Here is a 24,036-nt window from a genome sequence, read left to right on the forward strand (position 1 = left end):
ATGCTAGGAGGTCGCGGTCGTTGCCGCCCGCCCGGGGTATGGCGAGCCTCACGAGGTGGGCTCAGGCATAATGCGCCCTGCTCACTTGATGTTGTCACTTCGGTCACAAGATCTTCAAAGCCCGCCGGCCGCCTGTGCAGGGACACCTCATCTGATCGGTGGACCCCCACAGGGCGTTGACCAGGGCGTCACAGTCCGGAAACGCGACCCCGTCACACTGGCGGCGGGGCACAATCGTTCCCGGCGCCGCGACAGCGTCGCCGGCCCTTTCGTCGATAGTCGAGCATCGATCGTGGAGTTCACCGTGGCAACTCAGACCGCACCGACCGAGGCGACGCCCGCCGGTTTCGCCGCCGTCTCCCGCGCCGTCGTGTCCGCCGCCGCCGATCTCGTGACCGGTGTGCAGCGGGCCGTCGTCGGCCCGACCAACATCCGCACCGCCCAGAGCAACGCCTGGGACGCCATCCTCGCCGACCGGGCCCGCAACGCGGCCCGCGACGAACTCACCCGCGAGGTGGCGGCCATGCTCGCCCGCTCCCGCTGAGCGGGAGCCTTTCCCGTACGCGGGCGGGCCGCACCCGACCGCACCAGCACAGCCAGCGGCCGCTCCGATGACCCGGGGCGGCCACAGCGTTACCCCGATCGGCGGGAAAAGATCATCCGGTCGGGTCGTCGCCGCGGTCCAGCGCGTCCCAGGCCGTGCGGTGGTCGGCCGGCGCGAGATCGGGGTCCGAAGCCCTCTCCGACGGGCGGTACTGCGCCGGCGTGACCGGCTTGCGGTCGTAGCGCGCCGACATCGCCGGCCACCGGTGCCCGAGACGGGCCGCGGTCACCCCGCCCGCCACGATGATCAGGCCACCGGCGGCGCAGGCGACCGGCCACACGTTCGCCCCCGCGCCGGCCGAACCCGGGTCGACGCTCGCGCGGCCGTAGACCGCGCCGGCCGCCACGCCGGCGCCGGCCAACGCCAGCAGCACCCCCAGCACCCGGCGCACGAGCCCGCGGGTCGCCAGCAGCGCGCCCGTGCCGGCCAGGGCGACCAGGGCCAGCCCGATCACCCACGGCGCCGCGTCGGTGCCCGTGCGGGCGGTGCGCAGGTCGGTCATCCCGGTTCGTGGCGTCAGGTGGAGCGACCACGTGCGGCTCACCGCGTACGCCGAAAGCGCCGAACCCGCCAAGCAGGCGGCGAGCGTCGAAGCGTAGGACCGGCGGCTGTTCATCGGGCCGCGCGCAAAGTCTCGGCCGAGGCTATGGCGGCCAGCACCGCCGCAGCCTTGTTGCGGGTCTCCTGCTCCTCGGACGCCGGGTCGGAGTCGGCGACGATGCCCGCGCCGGCACCGACGTACGCCACCCCGCCCTTGATCAGAGCCGTGCGGATGGCGATCGCCATGTCCATGTCGCCGGCGAAGCCGAAATAGCCGACCGTGCCGCCGTAGAGGCCGCGCCGGGTCGGCTCCAGGCTCTCGATGATCTCCATCGCCCGGACCTTGGGCGCGCCCGACAGCGTGCCCGCCGGGAACGTCGCGGCCAGCGCGTCGAACGCCGTCCGGTCGTCGCTGAGCTGGCCGATCACCGTCGAGACGATGTGCATGACGTGGCTGTAACGCTCGATGCGGGCGAACTCCGGCACCTCGACACTGCCCGGCGCGCACACCCGGCCCAGGTCGTTGCGGCCCAGGTCGACCAGCATGACGTGCTCGGCGCGCTCCTTCGGATCGGCCAGCAGCTCGGCGGCGAGCGCGTTGTCCTCCTCGGGCGTCTTGCCGCGCCAGCGCGTGCCGGCGATCGGGTGGAGCAGCGCGCGCCGGCCCGAGCTGACCTTGAGGTGGGCCTCGGGCGACGAGCCGACGATGTCGAAGTCGTCGAAGCGCAGGAGATACATGTACGGGCTCGGGTTGGTCGCCCGGAGCACCCGGTAGACGTCGAGCGGGTCGGCGTCGGTCGGCCGCTCGAACCGCTGCCCGACCACGATCTGGAAGCACTCGCCGGCCCGGATCGCCTCCTTCGCCTCCTCGACCGCCTTCTGATATTGGCCCGGGGCGGTGCGGCTGACCGGCTCACCGGCCGGCACCCGCTCGACGGTCGAGATCATCGGCGGGGTGGGCCGCGAAAGCGCGGTCGTCATCGCGTCGAGGCGGCCGACCGCGTGGTGATAGGCCGCCCGCTTCGCGGTGTCGTCGGCCCCCTCGGACAGGATCGCGTTGGCGACCAGGAACGCCGAGCCGTCGTAGTGGTCGAGCACGACCAGGTCGGTCGCCAGCATCATGCCCAGCTCGGGCAGGAGCAGGTCGTCGGTGGTCGTGGTGGGCAGGCGCTCGAACCGGCGTACGAGGTCATAGGCCAGATAACCCACCATGCCGCCGGTCAGCGGCGGCAGATCGGCCGCCGCCGGCCCTTCGGCCAGCGCGGCCACCGTTTCCCGCAGGGCCACGACCGGGTCACCGTTCAGCGGTACGCCGTCGGGCGGCGAGCCCAGCCAGGCCGCCTCGCCGTCCCGCTCGACCAGCGTGGCCGCGCTGCGGACACCGACGAACGAGTAACGCGACCAGGCCGCACCGGACGGCCCCGCGCCCTGCTCGGCCGACTCGAGCAGGAAGGTGCCCGGGCCGCCGGCCAGTTTGGTGTAGACCCCGACCGGGGTCTCGCCGTCGGCCAGCAGACGCCGCACCACCGGCACCACACGCCGGGCGGTCGTCAGGAAGGTCGCCTCGTCGGGCGTCACCGCACCGCTGGTCACCGGGCCACCTCCAGCTCGGTGTGGAAGCAGGTGTACTCGCCGGTGTGACAGGCCGCGCCGACCTGCTCGACGGTCACGAGCAGCGCGTCGCCGTCGCAGTCGAGCGCCACTCCCCTGACGTATTGATAGTGGCCCGAGGTCGCGCCCTTCATCCAGTATTCCCCCCGGCTGCGCGACCAGTAGGTCGCCCGGCCGGTGGTCAGCGTGCGATGCAGGGCCTCGTCGTCCATCCAGGCGAGCATCAGCACATCGCCGCTCCCGTGCTCGCGCACGATCGCGGCGACCAGGCCGTCGGCGGTGCGCTTGAGGCGGGCGGCGACGGCGGGGTCGAGGGTTTCTGATCCGGACACGAGACCGATTGTCCTCCACCCGCCGGGCGGCGCTCAGCAGGCCGGGGCCCGGCCCACGATCCGGTCACGGGGGATGTGCCGGGACGCCGGGGACGGTACCGTCGTCGGGTGCTGCGCCCTGGCCTGGGGCGCGGGCACCGCTCCCGCCGGGGTCAGCACGAGTTCAGGCGGCAGCGCCTGCCTCGCGACGGGAGTCGAAGACCGATGGATCCGACGTCCAGCCCCGACAACGCCAAGTCGGCGCGTGGCCAGACGCACGATGCCGACGACACCCTTCCGGGTGAAACCGAGGTGGTCGCGCTCGGCGGTCGAGGCGCGGGCGCGCTGGAATTCAGCTTCCCTCCGGCGTACGCGGAAAGCCCGCTCACCCTCCCGCCGGCGCACTCCGACGCCCTCGCCGGGGTGACCGCGCCGGGCGTCCGCCCGGTGCCGCCGCACTCCCCGTCCGCGTCGGCCCGCGGCCCCCAGCCGCCCGCCGAGGGCCCGTCCCCCTCTGAACCGTCCGGCCCTTCCTCGTCCTCCGGGAAGTCTTTCCCGTCGTCTTCCTCGGGCGGGCCGGTCCGCGGCGGGCGCAAGCAGCCGTTCGGCCCCCGCCCGGGAAGCGATGCCGATCACTCTCTGCCCGCGGAGGAGCAGCCCCGTCCGCCCGACGCCGTAGAGTCCCCGCGGGCCAACCCCTGGGACCGGGACACCGGCTCGTTCGGCGGCTTCAGCCTCGGCGGGCGCTTCCTGCTCGGCGGACCCGCGGGGGTGAACGGCAACCACCCGAAACCCCGCAACGGCGTGTCACCGGCCCAGCCGCCCGCCGACCCGGAGACTGCCCAGGAGCCACCGGCGGGGCCCCCTTCCGGGAGGCCGGCCCCAGGCCCGGCCTCAGGTGGGCCGGCCGCAGGCCAGGCGGAACGAAGCGACGAGAACGGGCGTGATGAGATGAACGGACGAGCCGGAGTTCCCGGTCAGCCGAAAGCGGCCGACACCGAGGACACCACCCCGTCCGCCGGCCGGCGCCGCGACCTCGGCGACGCCGAGCCGACCCGGGGCCAGGCCACCGGCTGGGCGTCCGTGCCCACCTCGACCAACCCGGTGATCGCCCCGACCTCCGGCGCGAACGGCCCGGTGCCGCCGACCCCGGTCTCCCCCGGCTACCCGGCCTACGGCCAGCCGCCCACCTACACCCCGGGCCTGCCCGACCCCACCGCCGGCCCGGTCTCCGGCGTGCCCGCACCCCGGGCGGGCCGCCCGGCGCAGACCCCACCGGCGGGCTTCACACCGGGCCGCCCCGATCCGGCTTCCCCGGTGTCCGGCTCGACTCCGGCGCGGGGTGCGGCCGGCTCGCCCGCCGGAAGCCGCCCGGCCTCTCCGGCCGGCCCAGGCTTCGGGCCGGGCACCAACGCGGGCCCGTTCGGCCTGACGCCGGGCACCGCGAACGGACGCGGCCCCACCGCGAACGGGCTCGGCCCGATTTCGGGCGCGGCCAACGGGCTCGGCCCGGCCGCGAACGGGCTCGGATCTGGTTCGGGCGCGGCCAACGGGCTCGGACCTGGTTCGGCCGCGGCCAGCGGGCTCGGATCTGGTTCGGCCGCGGCCAACGGGCTCGGTTCCGTCTCGGGCGCGGCCAACGGTCTTGGATCTGGTCCGGGTGGGCCAAGCGCTCCCGGCGACGGCCGCCGGTCCGACTCGGGCCGGGCCGACACCGTCCACCTCGGGCCCGGCGCCCTCAACGGCGACGTACCCGGCGCAGGCCAGCCGGCGCCCGGAGGTCGGCGTTCCGCACCTGGCCCCGAGACCCTGAGCGGCCGCCCCGGTGCGGGCCCGATGGGCCCCGGCGGCGCTCTCTCCCCCGACCACCTCGCCCCCGGCCACGCGGATCCACTCTCCGGCGCGGACGCCCTCGGCCCGAGTCGCGCCGACGCACTCGACAGTCGGCCCGGTACCGGCCCGCTGGGCACCGGCGACGCCCTCGGCTCCGGCCACACAGACGCACTCGGCGCAGTCCGGCCCGGCACGGACGCACTCGGCGCAGTCCGGCCCGGCACGGACGCACTCGGCCCAGTCCGGCCCGGCACGGACGCACTCAGCGGCGACCGGGCCGGCACGGACGCGCCCGGCCCCGGCACGGACGCCCACGGCGCCGACCAGGACACCGACGAAGCCCGGCGACCGGGCCAGGGGCTGACCGGCTTCCGCCCGCGCGGCGGCGGTCTCGGCCCGACCACCGGATTCGGCTCACCCGAACCCTCCAAGCCAGTGTCCGGCCAGGCCACACCGGGCCAGCACGCTCCGGCCCTGGACCAGCCCGGCTCGGGCCAGCCCGGCTCGGGCCAGCACAGCTCGGGTCAGCACAGCTCGGGCCAACCCGGCCCCGGTCTGCTCGGCTCGGGTCAGCACAGCTCCGGTCTGCTCGGTGCTAGCCAATCTGCTTCAGGCCAGCCGGGCCCGGGTCTGCTCGGTGCCCATCAGCCCGGCTCAGATCCGCTCAGCGCGAGCCAGCCCGTTTCAGGCCAGCCCGGCTCGGCACGCCGGGCTCCCAGCCGGCCCGGCACGGCCCACCCGGGCTCGGATCTGCTCGGCGCGAACCAGCCAGTCTCAGGCCAGCCAATTTCAGGCCAGCCAGTCTCAGGCCGGCTCGGCTCAGACCCGCTCGGCTCAGACCCGCTCGGTGCAGGCCGATCCGGCGCGGAGCAGCCGGGTTCAGATCTGCTCGGCGCGAACCAGCCCGTCCCAGGCCAGCCCGGCTCAGATCGCCGCGGTGCCGGCCAGTCCGAGCTGGGTCAGCCCGGCCCAGGCCTACTAGGCGGGAACCAGCCCGGCTCTGATCGTCTAGCGGCGAGCCAATCGGGCGCGGGTCAGTCCGGCTCGGGCCTGTCTGGTGCGGGCCTGTCCGGTGCGGGTCAGCTCGGTTCCAGCCGGCCGGTGTCTGGGCAGCCCGCCGGGGCGAGTCCGGCGGCTCGGGCCACGGTCGCGCCGCCTCCGCCCGGCATGACCGCGGTGCCGATGGCTCGGCCCGACCGGAACCGTGGCGACCGCAACCGCGGCGCCGCCACGCGCGGGACGGACCCGCTGGGCACTGGACCGCTTGGGAGCGACCGACCGGGCTCCAACCCGCTCGGAAACAACCGGCCCGGCACCAGCCCACTCGGAAACGACCGGCCCAGTTCCGACCCGCTCGGGAGCGACCGGGCGGGCACCGGACCGCTTGGGACCGACCCGGCCGGCACCGACTCGCTGGGTGCGGATCCGCTGGGAAGTAGCCCGCTGGGGTCCAACTCGGAGGGCACCGACCCGCTGGGCTCCGATTCGTCAGGGTCTGGCCCGTTGCGGTCGGATTTGGGCGGCGCTCCGGCCGGCGCTGTCCTCGGCGCCGGCATGACCGCCGCGCCGGCCGCCGAGGCCGTTGGGCGCCGGGCCGCTCGTGCGGATGACGGGGCCGTCGCCCGTCCGCCGGTGCCACAGCGCTCGGCCAGCCTGGAGGATGCCGAGCCGGCCCGCCGGGGTCGCCGCGCAGCACCGGATGACGACGATGACCTGCAGGATGACGGCGCGCTTCGTCCGGGGGACGTGGCCGAGGGGAAGCTCGCGTTCTGGGACGATGACGCTACCCGCCACTTCCGGGCGGCGTGGCATGAGGTGAAGGCCGAGTTCGTCGACGATCCGGTCACCGCCCTGACCCGCGCCCACGACCTGCTCACCGACGCGGTCAACGAGCTCACCGAGTCGCTTCTCGCCGAACGTGACGAGCTTGACCCGCTCCGGGGCAGCGCCACCCCCGACACCGAGAGCATGCGGATGGCGATGCGCGGCTACCGGGAGTTCCTGGAGCGCATTCTCGCCTTGTAAAGGCGGCGCAACCGGTCAGCGCGCCGAACACTTGGCGCGCTGACCGCACGCCTCGCGGTCTTCGAGACGCCTCGCACGCCGGGCGCTCACACACATGCCGCCAGCACCCCGCGGGCGCGAGGACGCGACCGGCCCGATGGTCACCCGAACGCGGCCCACGCCGTACGGGAAGAGAAGGGTGACCCTCAGCCGAGGGCGGCGTCGTAGACCAGCCAGCCCACCGTGGCGACGATCAGCACGGCCACGAGGACCCACGGCCAGCGGTCGGCGAGGGAGGTCGCGGCCGGCTCCGGCGCGGGGGCCGGCGCGGACTGGCGGTTCCAGGGTGCGGCATGTCCGTAGGGGCGGGGGGTGTGGCGGCTCCGGTCCTTTTTCATCGGTGTCTTCCGATCGCGAGGGATGGAGGGCGACTTGCGCCCCGTTCAACTGTTTTCTGGCGGACTTGGACAAGGATCGATATCCCGGAACGGGGTCGTCCGAACGGTCATATCGACGACGGCGTAATTCATCTACTGTTGAGTTCATCGGGTGATGAATTTGGGAGGCAGCGATGGAGAACGCCGTCGAGGTACGCGACCTCGTCGTGGAGCGCGGGAAACGCACGGTTCTGCACGGCATCGGGTGTGCGATTCCGGCCGGGAGCGTGACCGGACTCCTCGGGCCCAGCGGCAGCGGCAAGACCACCCTGATCCGGGCGATCGTCGGGGTGCAGGTCGTCAAGTCGGGTGCGGTCACCGTGCTCGGGCGACCGGCCGGCCACCCGGCGAATCGGGCCACAGTGGGATATGTGACGCAGGCGCCCAGTGTCTATGCCGACCTCACGGTGCGGGAGAACGCGCGCTACTTCGCCGCGCTCCACGGACTCAAGGCCAAGGACGCCGACCAGGCGATCGCCGACGTCGGGCTGAAGAGCGCCGCGGGGCAGCTGGTCGGCGACCTCTCCGGCGGCCAGCGCAGCCGGGCCTCCCTGGCCTGCGCCCTGATCGGCGACCCCGGGCTCCTGGTGCTCGACGAGCCGACCGTCGGGCAGGACCCGGTGCTGCGGGCCGACCTGTGGGGCCGGTTCCACGAGCTCGCCAAGGCCGGCACCACGCTGCTGGTCTCCAGCCACGTCATGGACGAGGCCGGCCGCTGTGACCGGCTGCTGCTGATCCGGGAGGGGCTGCTGATCGGCGACGACACGCCGGCCGGGATCCGGAGCGGTGCCGGCACCGACGATCTCGAAGAGGCGTTCCTGCGACTGATCCGCGAGCACGAGGCGGTGAGTGCGGGATGAGCCCGCGAATCACTCTGGCGACGGCGGCGCGCATTCTGCGCCAGTTGCGGCATGACCGGCGTACGGTCGCCCTGCTCGTCGCCGTGCCGACGCTGCTCCTGGCCGTTCTGTACTACATGTATCAGGGGGCCGGCTTCGACCGGATCGCGCTGATCATGCTGGGCATCTTCCCGTTCGTGATCATGTTTCTGGTGACCAGCATCGCGATGCTGCGCGAGCGGACCAGCGGCACCCTCGAACGGCTGCTCACCACGCCACTGGCCAAGATGGACCTGCTGTTCGGGTACGGGCTGGCGTTCGGCCTGGCCGCGGCCGTGCAGGCGGCGATCGCGACCGGCGCGGCCTACTGGCTGCTCGGCCTCGACACCACCGGCAACGCCGGGCTGGTCGTGCTGATCGCGGTGGTCAATGCCGTGCTCGGCGTGGCCCTCGGGCTGCTGTGCAGCGCCTTCGCCCGCACCGAGTTCCAGGCCGTACAGTTCCTACCGGTGGTGGTCGTGCCGCAGATCCTGCTCTGCGGGCTGTTCGTGCCGCGCGGGCAGATGGCCGGCTGGCTGCAGGGGGTCAGCGACGCGCTGCCGCTCACCTACGCGGTCGAGGCGCTGGCCCGGGTCGGCTCCAGCACGTCTGCCGGGGCCACGATCTGGCGCGACGTGGTCATCGTGGCGGGCGCGGCCGTGGTGGCACTCGTTCTCGCTGCCGCAACATTACGGCGGCGGACACCTTAGGAGCTTTTTTGGTACGCAGGAGCGGACGCCGACCCGGCAACCAGGACACCCGCTCGTCGATCCTCGAGGCCGCCCGCAACGCGTTCGCCGAGAAGGGCTTCGACCACGCCTCCGTACGCGCGATCGCCGCCGACGCCGGCGTCGACGCGGCCCTGGTGCACCACTACTTCGGCACCAAGGACAAGCTGTTCCTGGCCGTGATGAACGCCCCGATCAACCCGGCCGAGATCGTGCCGCAGGCGCTCCAGGGCCCCCGCGAGCAGGCCGGCGAGCGGCTGGTCCGCCTGGTGCTGAGCATCTGGGACTCGCCGGCCGGCACGGCTGCCCTGGCCGTTTTCCGGTCGGCGCTGAGCAACGAGTGGACGGCCCGGCTGCTGCGTGAGTTCGTGGTCGTGCAGGTGCTGCGGCGGGCGGTCGCCGAGCTGGCGATCGACCCGGTCGAGGCGCCGCTGCGCGCCGGCCTGGTCGCGACCCAGATGGCCGGCCTGATCGTGACCCGCTACGTCCTGAAGGTCGAGCCGTTGCCGTCGACCGACCCGGAGCTGCTGGTGGCCGCGATCGGCCCGAACGTGCAGCGCTTCCTGTTCGACCCGCTCCCGGCGGCCGGTGGCTGACCGCGCGGGAATTGGCATAGGTAGTCCATCGACACATGCTCACCACCGGCACGCTGTATGCGGCACTCGACCGACAAGGGACGCGCCGCGTTGACCGCCGAGGCCGACCGCATGGCCGCCGCGGTCCGGGTCGTCAGGTCAGCCTCCCCGGCGGTGAGGCCGGCATGAAGAGCTTCGACCAGAAGTATGCGTGCCTGCTTCGTCTCTACCCGGCGTCATATCGGGAGGAGCGGGGCGCCGAAATGCTGGCCGTGCTGGCGGAAAACGGCCGCCCGTCCCTGCGCGAGCACGGCGCCCTGGTCATCGGCGGCCTCCGGGCGCAGCTCAGAGCCGATGAGGACCGAACGGTCGCGGCCGGCTGGTCGGTGGCGTGCTACCGGCCGCCCTGCTCGGCCGCCGACGCGCCCAGCTCTGAACAGTCCGGCCAACCCGGGTGCGTCGAAGCGAGCAGCCGCGGTTCAGCGAGACGAGCAGCTGTGGCACAGCACCGGGTGGAGCAGCTGGGCCAGGTCGTGCCGGTCGGTGACCGGGCGGGGGAAGGCCATCCGGGCCAACCGGTCGTCGAGGCGGACCACGAAGCCGTAGCGGTCGAGGCGCACGACGCGGGGTTCGCCGGCGGGCTGGGCGGCCGGGCCCAGGTGGCGGCGCACGTAGGCCGCCATCTCGGCCACGTGGTGGTCGGACAGGTCGGCGATCAGGTCGAACTCGATCTGGCGCAGCGGGTCGGGGGTGGCCTCGGCGTACTCGTCCGGGTCGACGTCGATGAGGGTGCGGTGGCGTTCGAAGCGGACCTCCGCGACCTCCAGCCGGTGCAGCACCTGGCCGTCGCCGACGTCGAGGAGGTCGCCGGAGGCGTCGACCGCGGCGTAGTCGAGGGCGGCTTCCCGCTCGGCGTCTCCGGAGAGGCGGCGAGCCCAGCCGGACACCCACACCCGGCCCAGGCTGGGCGAGTCGGCGGTCGGGGGCACGTCGGCGATGTCGAGCACCATCGCGGTGTCGTCGGTGCCGTCCTGGGGGCGCAGGGCGGTGGCCAGTGCGCCGTCGGCCGGGGAGAGCAGCAGCATCCGGCCGTGGTCGTCGGCGACGTGGCGGACCGGGAAGGGTCCCGGGCGGCACGCGACGTGCGCGGTCGCGGGCAGGTGGCCGGCGGCGAGCGTACGGGCGACCTCGGCGGGGCTGGGCTGCATGGTAGGTACCTCCGGGCGGCGGTTAGGCTTGCCTTACTAAGGTGAGGCTAACCGTAACACCGCGGGGAGGTAAACCCGCGAGACCACTCGGAGACTTGATGAACAACTCTCGACCGAAGGCCAAGCTGTCGCGGGCGCTCGGCATCCCGCTGACGCCGAAGTGCGTGAAGTACTTCGAGCGGCGGCCCTTCCCGCCCGGCGTGCACGGCCGCGGGCGCCGCAAGGCGTCGGACTATCAGGTGCGGCTGCTGGAGAAGCAGCGGCTGCGCCACCAGTACAACGTCAGTGAGGCCCAGATGCGCCGGGCCTACGAGGACGCCCACCGGGGCGAGGGCAAGACCGGCGAGAACATGGTGTCGCTGCTGGAACGCCGCCTGGACGCCGTCGTGCACCGGGCCGGCTTCACGCGCACGATCTACCAGGCCCGCCAGCTGGTCGCGCACGGGCACTTCCAGGTCGACGGCAAGAAGGTCGACCGGCCGAGCTACCGCCTCCAGCCGGGCCAGGTCGTCACCGTCAAGGAGACCAGCCGGAGCAAGCCGCCGTTCGAGATCGCCGCGGCCGGCGCGCACCTCGGCGAGCGGAGCGCGCCCTACCTGTCGACCGCGATCGAGGAACTGCGCACCGCGCTGATCAGCATTCCGGTGCGCGGCCAGATCCCGGTGCTCTGCGACGAGCAGCTGGTCGTGGAGTTCTACGCCCGGTAAACCCTCAGCGGGTCTGCTCGAGCCACGAGGCGTAGAGCTTGGCGTAGATCGAGCCCTCCTGCCGCACCAGCTCGGCATGCGGGCCGCGTTGCACGACGCGGCCCGCGTCGACGACGATCACCTCGTCGGCGGCCTGGGCGGTCGAGAGCCGGTGCGCGATCGCCACCGTCGTGCGCCCGCGGGTCACCAGGTCGAGCGCCCGCTGCAGCCGCACCTCGGTCGCCGGGTCGACCGCGCTGGTCGCCTCGTCGAGCACCAGCAGGTCGGGGTCGGCGACATAGGCCCGGACCAGCGCGACCAGCTGCCTCTCGCCCACACTCAGGGCCTCGCCGCGCTCCCCGACCGGCGTGTCGATCCCGGCCGGGAGCCCCGCCGCCCAGTCGGCCAGACCCAGCTCCGAGAGAGCGTCCTCGATCTCGGCCGAGGACAGCCCCGGCGCGGCGAAGCGGACGTTCTCGGCGATCGTGGCGTCGAACAGGAAGCCGTCCTGCGGCACCATCACGACCCGGGCCCGCAGCGACGAGAACCGTACGGTGTCCAGCGGGGTGTCGCCCAGCAGAACCGACCCGGCGGCCGGGTCCATCAGCCGGGTCAGCAGTTTGGCGAACGTGGTCTTGCCGCTGCCGGTCTCGCCGACCACCGCGACCTTCATCTTCGCCGGAATCGTCAGGTCGACGTCGGACAGCACGGTCGGGCCGCCGGGATAGTGGAACGACACGTCGCGGAACGTCACCGACAGCGGCCCGACCGGCAGCACCACGCCCTGGTCGTCCGGGTCGGCCACGTCCGGCGCGATGTCGAGCACGTCGAGCACCCGGCGCCAGCCGGCAACCGCGTTCTGGGCGTCGTTGAGCACGTCGGTGGCGATCTGCACGGGCTGGATGAAGAGCGTGACCAGGAACAGGAACGCGGTCAGCTTGCCGACGCTCAGGCCGCCGTGCAGGCCGAGCAGCGTGCCGACCACGACCACCGCGGCCAGGGCCAGCCCGGCGCCCAGCTCGCCGCTGGAGAAGCTGGTCACGCTCGTGCGCAGCGCGGTCTGCTGGGACGAGCGGAGGCGGTCGATCGAGGTGTCGAGGCGTTCCTCGGTGCGGCCGGAGACACCGTAGGCCCGGATCACCGTCGCACCGACGACACTCTCGGCGACGGCGCCGAGCATCACCCCCGTACGCTCGCGGACCGCGCCGTAGACCGCGCCCAGCCGCTTCTGGAACAGCCGGATCACGATCACGGCCGGGCTGAACGCGACCAGCACGACGAGGGCGAGCTGCCAGGAGTACGCGAACATCACCACCGTCGACACCAGCAGCTGGCCCGAGGAGAGCAGCAGCTGCACGCCGCTGGTCTGCAGGAACTGCGAGATCTGGTCGATGTCGCTGGTCACCCGCGACACCATCGAGCCGCGGCGCTCGGACTGCTGGTGCAGCATCGACAGGTCGTGGATGTGCCGGAAGGTGCGCGACCGCAGGGCGCCGAGCGCGGTCTCACTGACCGTGAACAGGCGCCGGGTCATCAGGTAGCCGGCCGTGGTCGAGAACAGCAGCGCGACCGCGGTCAGGACCACCACCACGGCGACGAAGCCCAGGTCGGGGCCGCCGGGCGCGCTGATGCCGTTGTCGATGCCCTGCTGCACGGCGATCGGCACCGCGATGCGGCCGGCCATCTGCACGATGGCCAGCGCGATCGTGCCGGCGAGGCCGGGCCGCAGCTCGGGCGAGAGCGACAGCCCGCGCTTGACCGTCGCGAAGGTCCCTTCGCTCAGGGAGGCGGCGGTCATGCGTCGACCCTTTCCTGCTCGGCCTTCTCGTACGCGGTCACCAGGTCGGCATAGCCGGGGACGCTCTCGAGGAGTGACGTGTGGGTGCCGGTGGCGACCACCTTGCCCTGTTCGAGGTAGACCACCTCGTCGGCGAGCGCGATCGTGGCCCGCCGGTAGGCCACCACCAGGATCGAGGCCCCGGCGTCGCCGCCGCGCAGGGCGGCCAGGATGTCCGCCTCGACCCGCGGGTCGACCGCGCTGGTCGCGTCGTCGAGCACCAGCAGGCGCGGGTGCCCGGCCAGCGCCCGGGCCAGGGTGAGCCGCTGCCGCTGGCCGCCGGAGAGCGAGGTGCCGCGCTCGCCGACCTCGGTCTCGATGCCGGCGGGCAGGTTTTCGACGAACCGTTCGGCCTGGGCGAGCCGGATCGCCGCCCACGCGTCGTCGTCGGTGATCCGGGGACGGTCGAGGGTCACGTTGCCCCGCACGGTGTCGTCGAAGACGAACGGGATCTGCGGCACGAGAGCCGAGGTGGAGGCCAGCGCCTGCTCCGAGAGCGAAGGCAGCGCGAGCCCGTCGACGCTGATGCGGCCGTCGACCGGATCGACCAGGCGCACGGCCAGCGAGGCGATCGTCGACTTGCCCGACCCGGTGGCCCCGACCAGCGCGACGGTCTTTCCGGGCGGAACGGTGAAGGAGACGTCGTGGAGAACGAGCGGCCCGTCGCCGTACCGGAAATCGACGCTTTCGAAGGACAGCTCAGCCGGACCGTCACCGGCCGGGGCGGACGAGCCGTAGGCGAGGTCGCCGTCGGCCGCCAGCACCGCCGCGACCCGCTCCCAGCCGGCGACGCTGCGCGGCAGCTCGGCGACCACCCAGCCGATCGCGCGCACCGGGAACGCCAGCACGGTGAACAGGAACGACACGGTGATCAGCTCGGAGACGCTGAGCGCGCCCGACTGCAGGCGCCACGCCCCGAGCAGCAGGACGGCGAGCGTGCCCAGGCTGGGTAGCGCGTCCATGGTCGGGTCGAAGAAGCCGCGCAGGCGGCCGACCGAGATCAGCGCGTCGCGCAGCTCGGAGACGAAGACCCCGAACCGGCGCGACTCGTCCTCCTCGCGGCCCATCGTCTTGACCACCAGCGCGCCGTCGAAGCTCTCGTGGGCGACCGCGCTGACCTTGGCCCGCATCTGCTGGGCCCGGATCTGCCGGGGCGACATCTTGCGCGAATAGATGTAGTTGAGGCCGAACAGCATCGGGAACAGCGTGATGCCGACCAGCGCCAGCACCCAGTCGGTGAGGAAGAGCGCGACCACCGCGGCGAAGATCATCACGATCGTGCCGACCGCGAACGGCAGCGGCGCGATCGGCACGAACGCCGCCTCGACGTCGGAGTTGGCGTTGGACAGCAGCGTGCCGGTGGCGTGCTGCTGGTGCCAGGACGGCGGCAGCGACAGGTAGCGCCGGGTGACCGCGCGGCGGTAGCGGGCCTGCAGGCGGAACTGCATGAACCCGGCGCCGAGGCGGCGGCCGAAGATGCTGCCGACGCGCAGGACACTGATGCCGAGGAACGCGGCGGCGATCAGCGCGAGCTCGCCGGTGCCGACGTGCCCCTTGGCGAACGACGGCACGACGACGTGCCCGATCACGGCTCCGACCACGTACGAGTTCGCGATGACCAGCAGTCCGAAGAAGCTGCTGCCGATGGCGCCGATCACGAACAGGCGCGGTTCGGTTCGGATCGCCCGGCCGAGTACCCGCAGTCCCCGTCCCAGCACATCGCGGCTGGACCTGGTGCTCAATGTCCCACCTGACGGTAAGTATTCGCCGGCTGTTCCGGCCTTACCGATACATCCTGCCGAACTGACGGCCGCCGTTTACACCCATGCCAATGTGTCTACGATCACGTATGTGACCGACTTCGCCCGTCGGGAGCGTCTGGCCCTCGCCCAGTTGCTCGCCGACCTCGGCCCCGACCAGCCCACTCTCTGCACCGGATGGACCACCGGCGACCTCGCCGCCCACCTCGTGATCCGCGACCGCCGGCCGGACGCCGCGGCCGGCGCGATGATCTCCGCCCTCGCCGGGCACGGCGAGCGGGTCCGCCTGGCCCAGCGCGGCCGGCCCTACCCGGCGACCCTGGACAAGCTGCGCACCCCGCCCTGGTGGAGTCCGCTCAGCCATCGCCCCCTCGAGGCTCTGGCCAACGGCGGCGAGTTCTTCATCCACCACGAGGACGTCCGGCGCGCCCGGGCCGACTGGGAGCCGCGCGACCTGGCGGCCGAGGACGCGGCCCTCCTGTGGGGCCAGGCCCGCTTCCGCGCCCGGATGGCCCTCGGCCGACTGGACGCGCCGATCACCGTCCGCGCCGACGGCTTCGGAGAAGTCGCCCTGAAGGGCGACGAGACCGTCTTGTCCGGAGCGCCGGGCGAACTGATTCTCTTCCTCGCCGGCCGCAAGGACGCGGCCCGGGTCGAGATTTCCGGCCCGGCCGCGGAAAAGATCAGAGCCGCCGATCTGAGTCTCTGAATTGGCCCATTGAAACGAGCACGGATTGGCCCAATCGAGAGGCCAATTTCGCACTAACTTCAAGGGCATGACCAAGCTCTCGGTAGCCCAGGGCACGGCCCTCAGCATCGGTGCCGTCCTCGGCACCGGCGTGATCTCGATGCCCGCCCTGGCCGCCGCCGTGGCCGGCCCCGCCTCGCTCGTCGCCTGGCTCGCCCTGATCGTCCTCTCGGCTCCGCTGGCCTGGAGCTTCGCCGCCCTCGGCGCGCGCTACCCGGACGGCGGCGGCGTCTCGACCTACGTCCGGCTGGCGTTCGGGCCCCGGGCCTCGGCCGCGGTCGGCTGGTGCTTCTACTTCGCGATCCCGCTCGGCGCGCCGCCCGCCTGCGCGTTCGCCGGCGGCTACGTGGCCGACGTGCTGGGCGGCGGCCACGCCACCCGGATCGCCACGTTCCTGGCGATCGTCGGCTCGGTCTTCGTCATGAACTGGTTCGGCCTGCGCATCTCCGGCCGCGTCCAGCTGTGGCTGACCGGGATGCTGGCGATCCTGCTGCTGGTCACCGTGATCGCCGCCCTGCCGCACGCGCACCGGGCCAACCTGCACCCGTTCGCCCCGCACGGCTGGTCCGGGATCGGCGCCGCGGCCGCCGTGCTGGTCTGGGGCTTCGCCGGCTGGGAGGCACTCTCGTCGCTGTCGGCCGAATACCGGAACCCGCGCCGCGACGTCCCCCGGGCGACCGGCATCGCGGTGGTGGTGGTCGGCGCGCTCTACCTCGCGGTGGCCGTGACCAGCGTGCTGGTGCTCGGCCCGGGGCTGGCCGACAGCCCCGCGCCGCTGGCCGACCTGCTGGCCATCGGGCTCGGCGGCCCGGTCCGGGTGCTCACCGCGATCGTGGCGGTGCTGCTGACCGTGGGGGCGGTCAACGCGTACCTGGCCGGTGGATCGCGGCTCGGGCCGGCGCTGGCCCGCGACGGCGCGCTGCCGTCGTTCATCAACACGCCCCGGCGCTCGCTCAGCCTGATCGGCGCGGGCAGCCTGATCGCCGTCACCCTGCCGCTGTCCACCAACGCCGCGCTGCTGCTGGTCACCGGCTGCTTCACGCTGGTCTACGTGCTCGGCACGGCGGCCGCGGTGCGGTTGCTGCCGGCCGGCTGGTCGCGCGTCGCGGCCGGGACGGCGTTCGTGGCCACGCTGGCGCTGCTCGTGCTCAACGGCAAGCCGGCCCTGTTCAGCCTGGCGGTCGCCCTCGGAGCACTGGTTTATCAGAGCAGACGGGCGAAGATCGCGAGCCCCTCGTCGAGCACCGCCGGGTCGATCGCCCCGAACCCGAACACGAAGCCGGCGATCGTCGAGGAGACGCTGTAGCGGCCCACGTCCTCGACCGCCAGCCCGGCGTTCGCCGCCGCCGCCGAGATCCGCGCGGCGTCGGCGGGCGTGGCGTCCCGCAGCAGGGCGGTCACGTGCAGGCCGGCCGCCGACGGCAGCACCCGCAACGAGGGCTGGGCGGTCAGCTCACCCAGGATCCGGCTGCGCCGGTTTCCGTACGCCTTGCCGGCGCGCCGCACATGCCGGGCCAGCTGCCCCTCGTCGATGAACCGGGCCAGTGCCGCCTGCACCGCGACCTGCCCGTACCCGTCGCCCAGCTGGCGGGCCGCGATCACCGCGTCGCGCAGCCCGGGCGGCAGCAGCGCGAACCCGGTCCGCACCATCGGCAGCATGTTCTTGGAGAACGTGCCGACGTAGAGCACCCGGCCGACCGTGTCGAGGCTGTAGAGCGGCTCCAGCGGCCGGGCCGCGAACCGGAACTCGCTGTCGTAGTCGTCCTCGACGATCGCGGCCGGCCGCCGCCGGGCCCAGTCGAGCAGCTCGCGGCGGCGGTCGAGGCTCATCGCCCCGCCGAGCGGGAACTGGTGCGACGGGGTCGTGTAGACCAGTCGCGCGGCGCCCGGCAGGTCGCCGACGACCAGGCCGTCCTCGTCGACCGGCACGCCGACCACCCGGGCGCCGGCCGCCGCGAAGACCCGGCGGGCGGGCGGGTAGCCGGGTTCCTCGACGGCGACGACGTCGCCCGGCTTGAGCAGTACGCGGGCGATCAGGTCGAGCGCGTGCTGGGTCCCGTTGGTCACCACCACGTCGTCCGCGGTCGCGCGCACCGAACGGCCGTAGCCGAGCGACCGGGCGATCGCCGCGCGCAGGGCCGGATGCCCGGCCGGCGCGGCGTACGTCCCGGGGCCGTTGGCCCGTAACCGCAACTCGGCCGAGACGAGCCGCCGCCAGCTGTCGAACGGAAACAGCGTCGCGTCCGGGATGCCGGTGCGGAAGTCGTAGCGCGGAGCGGCCTGTTCACCGCTGGTCGGCAGCGGGTCGAACGTCCACCCGGCCCGCGGCCGCAGCGGGTCGGCCGGATGCCGCCGCGGCCTCTGCCGTTCCGACACCATGGCCACGAAAGTGCCGGAGCCGACCCTGGTCGTCAGGAATCCCTCGGCGGCCAGCCGTTCGTAGGCGGTCGCCACGCTGCCCCGCGCGACCCGGAGGTCGGCGGCCAGCGCGCGGGTCGGCGGCAGCCGGTGCCCGGCCGGCAGCCGGCCGTCCAGGATCGCGGCCCGCAGGGCCCGGTAGACGAGGACGGTCTTCTCGCCGGAGCCGGTCAGCTCAATCGCTAGATCCACCGGCCCATTCTCTCCGGTATGGCGCAATCGGTATGACACCGGCGACCACACGCGGTAATACGCTCGTCACAAGGGGCTACTGAGGAGGACGAGATGGTGTCTCTGTTCGGCGTGTAGGTGAGGCGATTGCCGGTATCGATGCGGTTACATACTCTCCGCAAGTGAGCAGCCTCGGGCGGAACCGCGAGTTCAATCTCCTGTGGACCAGCCAGTCGCTGTCCGACCTCGGCGACGCCGTCGCCCAGCTGGCGATGCCGTTGCTGGTGCTGGCCGTGACCGGTTCGGCCGTCCGGGCCGGTCTGGTCGGCACGGTGGCCCAGGTCGCGCGACTGCTGTCGCGGCTGCCGGGCGGCGTGCTGGCCGACCGGGTCAACCGCCGCCGGGCCCTGCTGACCTGCGACGCGATCCGCCTGATCGCCTTCGCCGGGCTGGCCGCCGCGGTCGCCACCGGGCACGCCGACCTGCTGGTCATCGTCGCGGTGGCGGTGGTCGACGCGGTCTGCGGCACGATGTTCCAGACCACCGAGCACGCGGCCCTGCGCAGCATCGTCGACCAGTCCGCACTGCCCGACGCGGTCGCCCGCAACGAGGCCCGGACGTACGGAACCTCGCTGGCGGGCCCGCCGCTCGGCGGCATTCTCTTCGGCCTTGCCCCGTCTCTGCCTTTTATCGGCAATGCCGTTTCTTACCTGGCCTCCCTGGCCGGGATCGGCCTGATCCGCAAGCCGTTGCAGAGCGAGCCCGAACCGACCCCGGGCGGGCACCGCGCCGCCCTGGTCGAGGGCGTACGGTTCGTGTTCGGCAACAGCTTCCTGCGGGCCGTGCTGACCATCGCGGCGCCGCTCAACCTGGCCCTCAACGGCACCGTCTTCACGATCATCGTGACCCTGCAGCGGCACGGCGTCTCGCCCGGCGTGATCGGCCTGACCGAGACCATCATGGCGGTCGGCGGCCTCGCCGGCGCCCTGGTCGCGCCGATGCTGCAGCGCTCGATGCCGTTCCCCCGGCTGATCCGCGTCATCTGCTGGGCCGCGACCGCCGTCCTGGCGATCGGGTCGCTGTTCACCGGGAGCCTGATCGCGGCGATCCCGTTGGCGCTGGCCGTCTTCCTCGGCCCGGCCTGCAACGCGGCGCTCTTCGGCTACCAGGCCGCGATCACGCCCGACCGCCTGCAGGGCCGGGTGCTCAGCGTGATCTTCATGGCCGCGATGTCGGCCTCGGCGGCCGCGCCCGCGCTGGCCGGCCTGATCGTGGCCCACGTGAGCAGCGCGGCGGCGATGCTGTTCTTCGCCGCCTCGGTGTCGGTCGCGGCCCTGACCGCCACCTTCGCCTCCGGAATCCGCACCATGCGCCCCCTGGAAGAAGTGGCAGCGTAACCCGGCCGCCACCTGCCGGGAGAAAGGTGTGCCCCCATGGACCCTCGGCCTTTTGAGCAGGACCTGCTGAACAACCTGTACACGCGGCGCGGCACGACTCTCGAATCGGCCAGCGCCCAGGACCAGTACGAAACCCTGGCCATGACCGTGCGTGACCGCCTGGCCGCCCGCCGGGCCCGGACCGCGGCGGCCCACTACGCGACCAACCCGCGCTGGGTCTACTACCTCTCGGCCGAATACCTGCTCGGTCCCCAGCTGGAGCAGAACCTGCTCTACACGGGCACCGACGAGGAGGCGGCCGCGGCCCTGAAATCGCTCGGGCTGGACGCGGCCCAGATCGAGCGGCTCGACCTCGAGCCCGGGCTCGGCAACGGCGGTCTCGGCCGGCTGGCCGCCTGCCTGCTCGACGCGATGGCCACACTGGACATTCCGGCGGTCGGCTACGGCATCCGCTACGACTTCGGCATCTTCAAGCAGACGTTCGTCGACGGCGCCCAGGTCGAGAAGCCGGACGACTGGGGCTTCCAGGGCGACCCGTGGGAGTTCCCGGCCCAGGACGACCGTCAGGTGGTCGGCTTCTACGGAAGCGTCACCAGCGACGAGACGGGTCGGCGGAGGTGGGAGCCGGGCGAGACCGTCCTCGGCGAGCCCAGCCACATGCTCGTACCCGGCTTCGGCACCGAGACCTGCAACATCGTCCGGCTCTGGCACGCCCGGGGCAGCGAAGCGGCGTTCGACCTGTCCCGCTTCTCGGCCGGCCAGTACGCCGAAGCGGTCGCCGAGGCCGTGCGGGCCGAGAACATCAGCAAGGTGCTCTACCCCGACGACAGCACCGAGCTGGGCCGCGAGCTGCGTCTCAAGCAGCAGTACTTCCTGGTCTCGTGCTCGCTGCGGGACATCGTCCGGCGCTACCGGTTCCGCAACGAGGGCTGGGACGCGTTCGCCTCCAAGGCCGTGATCCAGCTCAACGACACCCATCCCGTGATGGCGATCGCCGAGCTGATGCGCCTGCTGGTCGACGAGTTCGAGGTCGACTGGGACCAGGCCTGGTCGATCACCCGGGCGACCTTCGCGTACACCTGCCACACCCTGCTGCCGGAGGCGCTGGAGACCTGGCCGGTGGCCATGGTCGAGCGGCTCCTCCCCCGGCACCTGGAGATCATCTACAAGATCAACTTTGACTTCCTGCAGGAGGTCTCGTCGAGGTTCCCGGACGATCCCGACCGCATCCGCCGGATGTCGATCATCCAGGAGGAGCCGGAGCGCCGCATCCGCATGGCCCACCTCGCGGTCGTCGGCACCCAGGCCGTCAACGGCGTCGCCGAACTCCACTCGAAGCTGCTGGCCGAGACCACGCTGCGCGACTTCGCCGAGCTGTGGCCCGCACGGTTCCGCAACGTCACCAACGGCGTCTCGCCGCGCCGTTTCGTACGGATGGCCAACCCGGGCCTGTCCGCGCTGATCAGCGAGGGCCTCGGCACCGACGCCTGGATCAACGACCTCGACCGGCTGACCGGCCTGGAGAAACTGGCCGACGACGCGGCGTTCCGCGACCGGTGGCGGCAGGTCAAGCGGGGGGCCAAGGAACGGCTCGCGCTGGGCGACCCGGACTCGCTCACCGACGTGATGATCAAGCGGTTCCACGAGTACAAGCGCCAGCAGCTCAAGGTCCTGCACGTGGTCACCCTCTACCACCGCCTCAAGAACGACCCGGGCTACGCGCCGCCCCCGCGCACGGTGCTGTTCGCGGGCAAGGCGGCCCCCGCCTACCGGGCGGCCAAGCAGATCATCAAGCTGATCAACGACATCGCCGCGAGGATCGACGCCGACCCGGCCGTGTCATCCCTGCTCAAGGTCGTCTTCCCGCCCAACTACAACATCTCGCTGGCCGAGAAGATCATCCCGGCGGCCGACCTCAGCGAGCAGATCTCGATGGCGGGCAAGGAGGCGTCGGGCACCGGCAACATGAAGCTCGCCCTCAACGGCGCCCTCACGATCGGCACCCTCGACGGCGCCAACATCGAGATCCGCGACCGCGTCGGCGCCGACAACTTCTTCCTCTTCGGCCTCGACGCCACCGACGCCCTCGCGATGCGCGCCGGCGACTACCGTCCGCACGACATCTACGACCACGACGCGGAGTTGCGGGCCGCCCTCGACGCCCTCTCCGCGGGCGCCTTCGGCGACGCCGGCCCCGGCGTGGCGGCCTCCCTGCTCGGCCGCGACGAATACCTCACGCTGGCCGACTACCGCGCCTACATCGACTGCCAGGACACAGTGGACACCGCCTGGCGTGACCCCGGGGCATGGGCCCGCATGTCCATCCTGAACACGGCCCGCAGCGGCTTCTTCAGCGCCGACCGCACGGTCCGCGACTACCTCGACCGCATCTGGCACGTCGACCCGGTCCGCGTCCAGGGCTGACGTCCCGCACGCCGGGATTTTCCGGCCCGGCCGATTCCGGCCGGGCCCTTTCCCGTACGCGGTGTGCCCCAGGGCCTGTCCTAGACCAGCCAGCGGCCGTCGCGCATGAGGAGGCGGCCCTTGAGCTCGTTCTCCTCGCGCCAGGCCTCGATGCGGTCGGGCCGCAGCATCGCGAAGACGTAGGGCGGGCCGACCTCGCGCGGATCCCAGTCGTTCTGGGCCGCGTAGGCCTCGCCGATCGCGGACGCCTCGCCGACCGGAACCGTGCGCTCCAGCACGGCGTCGACGCGGACCACGTCGCGGGTGGGGCCGAGGGCGAGCCGCGCCCGGCCGTGCGCCACCAGGTTGCGTACGGTCGGGGCGGTCTCCTCGGTCGCCAGCGCGATCCGCTCGTCGACCCAGGCCATCGTCAACGGCACCAGGAACGGGCGTACGCCATCGCTCGTGGCCACCCACACATCGGCCACCGCGGCACCCAGCTTGGCCAGAGTGTCCGCCTTGCGTTGCTCTTTCGAACGAGGTTCCGGCATCCGGTCAGACTATTCGCCCGGCGCCTGGAAGAGGCCGATCAGATTGCCGTCGGCGTCACGCACGGTAGCGGTCAGGGAGCCGCCGCCGACGTCCCGGGGCGAGCGCTCGGTGGTCGCACCGAGATCGGTCAGCTCGGCGATCGACGCCTCGATGTCGTCCACGTGGTAGTACGTGATCGGGCCCGCCGTCACGTCGCCGTGCGGGTCGAGGCCGACCTCGGGCGCGTCCTCGGGGCGGAAGCCCACGTAGTAGGCCTGGTCGATGTAGGGACCGGTGCCCAGCAGGGCCGTGTAGAGCTTCGTCGCCGCCTGCAGGTCCTTGACCGGCACGGTGATGGTACGGATGGTCATGGGATGCTCCCTCTGTCACAGCGGACCACCGCGGTCCGTCAAAGACTATGACGGGCGCCGACGCGGGAGTGTGACGATGAGTGAACTGGAGTTGCTGGCCGAGCGGTTCGAGCGGGACCGGCCGCATCTGAGAACGGTCGCGCAGCGGATCCTCGGCTCGCCGCACGAGGCCGACGACGCCGTGCAGGAGGCGTGGGTCCGGCTGAGCCGCTCGGACACCTCCGAGGTCGGCAACCTGACCGGCTGGCTGACCACGGTCGTGAGCCGGGTCTGCCTGGACATGCTGCGGGCCCGGTCGGCCCGGCCCGAGGAGCCGGCCGACCTGCTCGGCGGTGACCCGTTGCACGGCGGTGGCCCGGTGCACGGCGGTGGGCCGGACCGGCCCGAGACCGACCCCGAGCATTCGGCGATGATGGCCGACGCGATCGGGCCGGCGCTGATGCTGGTGCTCGACACGCTGGGCCCGGCCGAGCGGCTCGCGTTCGTGCTGCATGACATGTTCGCGGTGCCGTTCCCCGAGATCGCCACCATCGTCGGCTGCTCGCCGGCGGCGGCCCGTCAACTGGCGAGCCGCGCCCGGCGGCGGGTCCAGGGCTCCGACCTGCCCGACCGGTCCGACAAGTCGGAGAGGCACGCCATCGTGTCGGCCTTCCTCGCCGCCGCCCACGGGGGCGACTTCGCGGCCCTGCTCGAGATGCTCGACCCCGACGTGGTCATGCGGGCCGACCAGCAGTCGGTGCGGATGGGGGCGGACGCGGTGCTCACCGGCGCGGCGGCGGTCGCCGGCCGGTTCCAGGGCGCGGCCGGGGCGCAGGTGGCGGTGCTCGACGGGCGGCCCGGGCTGGTGTGGACGCTCAACGGCAAGGTGATGGTGGTCTTCGAGTTCAGCTTCGACGCCGACGGCCGGATCACCGGCGTCGAGCAGCGGGCCGACCGGGCCGTCCTCGGCGACATGACGATCGAGATCGTGGACTGATCCGGCCTC

Annotated in this window: 21 protein-coding genes; 11 read left to right on the forward strand and 10 right to left on the reverse strand. The window is 72.7% G+C overall.

Going from position 1 to position 24,036, the window contains the following annotated elements:
- Nucleotides 1-304 precede the first annotated feature (304 nt).
- Entirely contained in the window at nucleotides 305-544 is a 240-nt protein-coding gene (locus AB0M88_RS25615) for a hypothetical protein (RefSeq protein ID WP_364106370.1), read from the forward strand.
- A gap of 112 nt (nucleotides 545-656) precedes the next feature.
- On the opposite strand, the gene AB0M88_RS25620 is transcribed toward AB0M88_RS25615, so the two are convergent.
- The 3 genes from AB0M88_RS25620 to hisI are packed head-to-tail and all read right to left on the reverse strand — an operon-like array spanning nucleotide 657 to nucleotide 3,087.
- Nucleotides 657-1,220 (reverse strand): Trp biosynthesis-associated membrane protein, encoded by a 564-nt coding sequence (locus AB0M88_RS25620; RefSeq protein WP_364106372.1) that lies wholly within the window; start codon nucleotides 1,218-1,220, stop codon nucleotides 657-659.
- A complete protein-coding gene (locus tag AB0M88_RS25625) occupies nucleotides 1,217-2,737 on the reverse strand; it encodes an anthranilate synthase component I (protein ID WP_364106374.1) in 1,521 nt (506 codons plus the stop codon). The genes AB0M88_RS25620 and AB0M88_RS25625 overlap by 4 nt, the downstream gene beginning before the upstream one ends.
- Nucleotides 2,734-3,087 (reverse strand): phosphoribosyl-AMP cyclohydrolase, encoded by a 354-nt coding sequence (gene hisI, locus AB0M88_RS25630; RefSeq protein WP_364106376.1) that lies wholly within the window; start codon nucleotides 3,085-3,087, stop codon nucleotides 2,734-2,736. The genes AB0M88_RS25625 and hisI overlap by 4 nt, the downstream gene beginning before the upstream one ends.
- 3,444 nt (nucleotides 3,088-6,531) lie before the next feature.
- Here hisI and AB0M88_RS25635 point away from each other — a divergent pair.
- Nucleotides 6,532-6,924 carry a hypothetical protein gene (locus tag AB0M88_RS25635; protein WP_364106378.1) on the forward strand — a complete coding sequence of 131 codons (393 nt, stop codon included), beginning with the start codon at nucleotides 6,532-6,534 and terminating at the stop codon, nucleotides 6,922-6,924.
- Nucleotides 6,925-7,109: 185 nt separating this feature from the next.
- Here the strand turns inward: AB0M88_RS25635 and AB0M88_RS25640 are convergent, their stop codons facing one another.
- On the reverse strand, nucleotides 7,110-7,301 hold the full coding sequence (locus AB0M88_RS25640) for a hypothetical protein (RefSeq protein WP_364106380.1): 192 nt from the start codon (nucleotides 7,299-7,301) through the stop codon (nucleotides 7,110-7,112).
- Between the two features lie 173 nt (nucleotides 7,302-7,474).
- Between AB0M88_RS25640 and AB0M88_RS25645 the strand changes: the two genes are divergently transcribed.
- From AB0M88_RS25645 to AB0M88_RS25655, 3 genes are read left to right on the forward strand one after another with little or no spacing between them, the layout of a single operon-like run.
- The gene (locus AB0M88_RS25645) at nucleotides 7,475-8,200 is read left to right on the forward strand and encodes an ABC transporter ATP-binding protein (protein WP_364106382.1); all 726 of its coding nucleotides are present in this window, start codon (nucleotides 7,475-7,477) and stop codon (nucleotides 8,198-8,200) included.
- Nucleotides 8,197-8,928, forward strand: a complete 732-nt coding sequence (locus tag AB0M88_RS25650) for an ABC transporter permease (RefSeq protein WP_364106384.1) — start codon at nucleotides 8,197-8,199, stop codon at nucleotides 8,926-8,928. The genes AB0M88_RS25645 and AB0M88_RS25650 overlap by 4 nt, the downstream gene beginning before the upstream one ends.
- A gap of 8 nt (nucleotides 8,929-8,936) precedes the next feature.
- Entirely contained in the window at nucleotides 8,937-9,542 is a 606-nt protein-coding gene (locus AB0M88_RS25655) for a TetR family transcriptional regulator (RefSeq protein ID WP_364106386.1), read from the forward strand.
- 458 nt (nucleotides 9,543-10,000) lie between these two features.
- On the opposite strand, the gene AB0M88_RS25660 is transcribed toward AB0M88_RS25655, so the two are convergent.
- Nucleotides 10,001-10,729 carry a DUF2470 domain-containing protein gene (locus tag AB0M88_RS25660; RefSeq protein ID WP_364106388.1) on the reverse strand — a complete coding sequence of 243 codons (729 nt, stop codon included), beginning with the start codon at nucleotides 10,727-10,729 and terminating at the stop codon, nucleotides 10,001-10,003.
- 98 nt (nucleotides 10,730-10,827) lie between these two features.
- On the opposite strand from AB0M88_RS25660, the gene rpsD reads away from it, so the two are divergent.
- Complete coding sequence (gene rpsD / locus AB0M88_RS25665) at nucleotides 10,828-11,436, forward strand: 30S ribosomal protein S4 (RefSeq protein WP_364106390.1); 609 nt, start codon at nucleotides 10,828-10,830, stop codon at nucleotides 11,434-11,436.
- 4 nt (nucleotides 11,437-11,440) lie between these two features.
- On the opposite strand, the gene AB0M88_RS25670 is transcribed toward rpsD, so the two are convergent.
- Both AB0M88_RS25670 and AB0M88_RS25675 read right to left on the reverse strand, forming a co-directional pair.
- Nucleotides 11,441-13,213, reverse strand: a complete 1,773-nt coding sequence (locus AB0M88_RS25670) for an ABC transporter ATP-binding protein (RefSeq protein WP_364106392.1) — start codon at nucleotides 13,211-13,213, stop codon at nucleotides 11,441-11,443.
- Entirely contained in the window at nucleotides 13,210-14,994 is a 1,785-nt protein-coding gene (locus AB0M88_RS25675) for an ABC transporter ATP-binding protein (protein WP_364106394.1), read from the reverse strand. The genes AB0M88_RS25670 and AB0M88_RS25675 overlap by 4 nt, the downstream gene beginning before the upstream one ends.
- 109 nt (nucleotides 14,995-15,103) lie before the next feature.
- Here AB0M88_RS25675 and AB0M88_RS25680 point away from each other — a divergent pair, with 109 nt between their 5' ends.
- Both AB0M88_RS25680 and AB0M88_RS25685 read left to right on the forward strand, forming a co-directional pair.
- Nucleotides 15,104-15,721 carry a TIGR03085 family metal-binding protein gene (locus tag AB0M88_RS25680; protein ID WP_364106396.1) on the forward strand — a complete coding sequence of 206 codons (618 nt, stop codon included), beginning with the start codon at nucleotides 15,104-15,106 and terminating at the stop codon, nucleotides 15,719-15,721.
- 67 nt (nucleotides 15,722-15,788) lie between these two features.
- Nucleotides 15,789-17,066, forward strand: coding sequence for an amino acid permease (locus AB0M88_RS25685; RefSeq protein WP_364106398.1), 1,278 nt, complete (start codon nucleotides 15,789-15,791; stop codon nucleotides 17,064-17,066).
- On the opposite strand, the gene AB0M88_RS25690 is transcribed toward AB0M88_RS25685, so the two are convergent.
- Nucleotides 16,964-18,370 carry a PLP-dependent aminotransferase family protein gene (locus AB0M88_RS25690; RefSeq protein ID WP_364106400.1) on the reverse strand — a complete coding sequence of 469 codons (1,407 nt, stop codon included), beginning with the start codon at nucleotides 18,368-18,370 and terminating at the stop codon, nucleotides 16,964-16,966. The two genes, AB0M88_RS25685 and AB0M88_RS25690, sit on opposite strands and share 103 nt — an antisense overlap.
- Nucleotides 18,371-18,531: 161 nt before the next feature.
- Between AB0M88_RS25690 and AB0M88_RS25695 the strand changes: the two genes are divergently transcribed.
- Together AB0M88_RS25695 and AB0M88_RS25700 are read left to right on the forward strand one after the other, a co-directional pair.
- Nucleotides 18,532-19,746: an MFS transporter gene (locus tag AB0M88_RS25695; protein WP_364106402.1), complete on the forward strand. Its 1,215-nt coding sequence runs from the start codon at nucleotides 18,532-18,534 to the stop codon at nucleotides 19,744-19,746.
- Between the two features lie 36 nt (nucleotides 19,747-19,782).
- Nucleotides 19,783-22,170: a glycogen/starch/alpha-glucan phosphorylase gene (locus tag AB0M88_RS25700; RefSeq protein ID WP_364106404.1), complete on the forward strand. Its 2,388-nt coding sequence runs from the start codon at nucleotides 19,783-19,785 to the stop codon at nucleotides 22,168-22,170.
- Between the two features lie 80 nt (nucleotides 22,171-22,250).
- On the opposite strand, the gene AB0M88_RS25705 is transcribed toward AB0M88_RS25700, so the two are convergent.
- Together AB0M88_RS25705 and AB0M88_RS25710 are read right to left on the reverse strand one after the other, a co-directional pair.
- A complete protein-coding gene (locus AB0M88_RS25705; protein ID WP_364106406.1) occupies nucleotides 22,251-22,700 on the reverse strand; it encodes a pyridoxamine 5'-phosphate oxidase family protein in 450 nt (149 codons plus the stop codon).
- Between the two features lie 9 nt (nucleotides 22,701-22,709).
- Nucleotides 22,710-23,051, reverse strand: coding sequence for a VOC family protein (locus AB0M88_RS25710; protein ID WP_364106408.1), 342 nt, complete (start codon nucleotides 23,049-23,051; stop codon nucleotides 22,710-22,712).
- Nucleotides 23,052-23,127: 76 nt separating this feature from the next.
- On the opposite strand from AB0M88_RS25710, the gene AB0M88_RS25715 reads away from it, so the two are divergent.
- Nucleotides 23,128-24,027 carry a sigma-70 family RNA polymerase sigma factor gene (locus AB0M88_RS25715; RefSeq protein ID WP_364106410.1) on the forward strand — a complete coding sequence of 300 codons (900 nt, stop codon included), beginning with the start codon at nucleotides 23,128-23,130 and terminating at the stop codon, nucleotides 24,025-24,027.
- Nucleotides 24,028-24,036 lie beyond the last annotated feature (9 nt).

It is taken from the genome of Actinoplanes sp. NPDC051411 (genome assembly GCF_040682075.1).
Lineage (GTDB): Bacteria > Actinomycetota > Actinomycetes > Mycobacteriales > Micromonosporaceae > Actinoplanes.

Coding starts and splice junctions, on each gene's coding strand:
- AB0M88_RS25650 (WP_364106384.1), top strand. CDS start 8,197: ATGAGCCCGCGAATCACTCTGGCGACGGCGGCGCGCATTCTGCGCCAG.
- AB0M88_RS25660 (WP_364106388.1), bottom strand. CDS start 10,729: ATGCAGCCCAGCCCCGCCGAGGTCGCCCGTACGCTCGCCGCCGGCCAC.
- rpsD (WP_364106390.1), top strand. CDS start 10,828: ATGAACAACTCTCGACCGAAGGCCAAGCTGTCGCGGGCGCTCGGCATC.
- AB0M88_RS25620 (WP_364106372.1), bottom strand. CDS start 1,220: ATGAACAGCCGCCGGTCCTACGCTTCGACGCTCGCCGCCTGCTTGGCG.
- AB0M88_RS25705 (WP_364106406.1), bottom strand. CDS start 22,700: ATGCCGGAACCTCGTTCGAAAGAGCAACGCAAGGCGGACACTCTGGCC.
- AB0M88_RS25715 (WP_364106410.1), top strand. CDS start 23,128: ATGAGTGAACTGGAGTTGCTGGCCGAGCGGTTCGAGCGGGACCGGCCG.
- AB0M88_RS25710 (WP_364106408.1), bottom strand. CDS start 23,051: ATGACCATCCGTACCATCACCGTGCCGGTCAAGGACCTGCAGGCGGCG.
- AB0M88_RS25700 (WP_364106404.1), top strand. CDS start 19,783: ATGGACCCTCGGCCTTTTGAGCAGGACCTGCTGAACAACCTGTACACG.
- AB0M88_RS25640 (WP_364106380.1), bottom strand. CDS start 7,301: ATGAAAAAGGACCGGAGCCGCCACACCCCCCGCCCCTACGGACATGCC.
- AB0M88_RS25645 (WP_364106382.1), top strand. CDS start 7,475: ATGGAGAACGCCGTCGAGGTACGCGACCTCGTCGTGGAGCGCGGGAAA.
- AB0M88_RS25670 (WP_364106392.1), bottom strand. CDS start 13,213: ATGACCGCCGCCTCCCTGAGCGAAGGGACCTTCGCGACGGTCAAGCGC.
- AB0M88_RS25685 (WP_364106398.1), top strand. CDS start 15,789: ATGACCAAGCTCTCGGTAGCCCAGGGCACGGCCCTCAGCATCGGTGCC.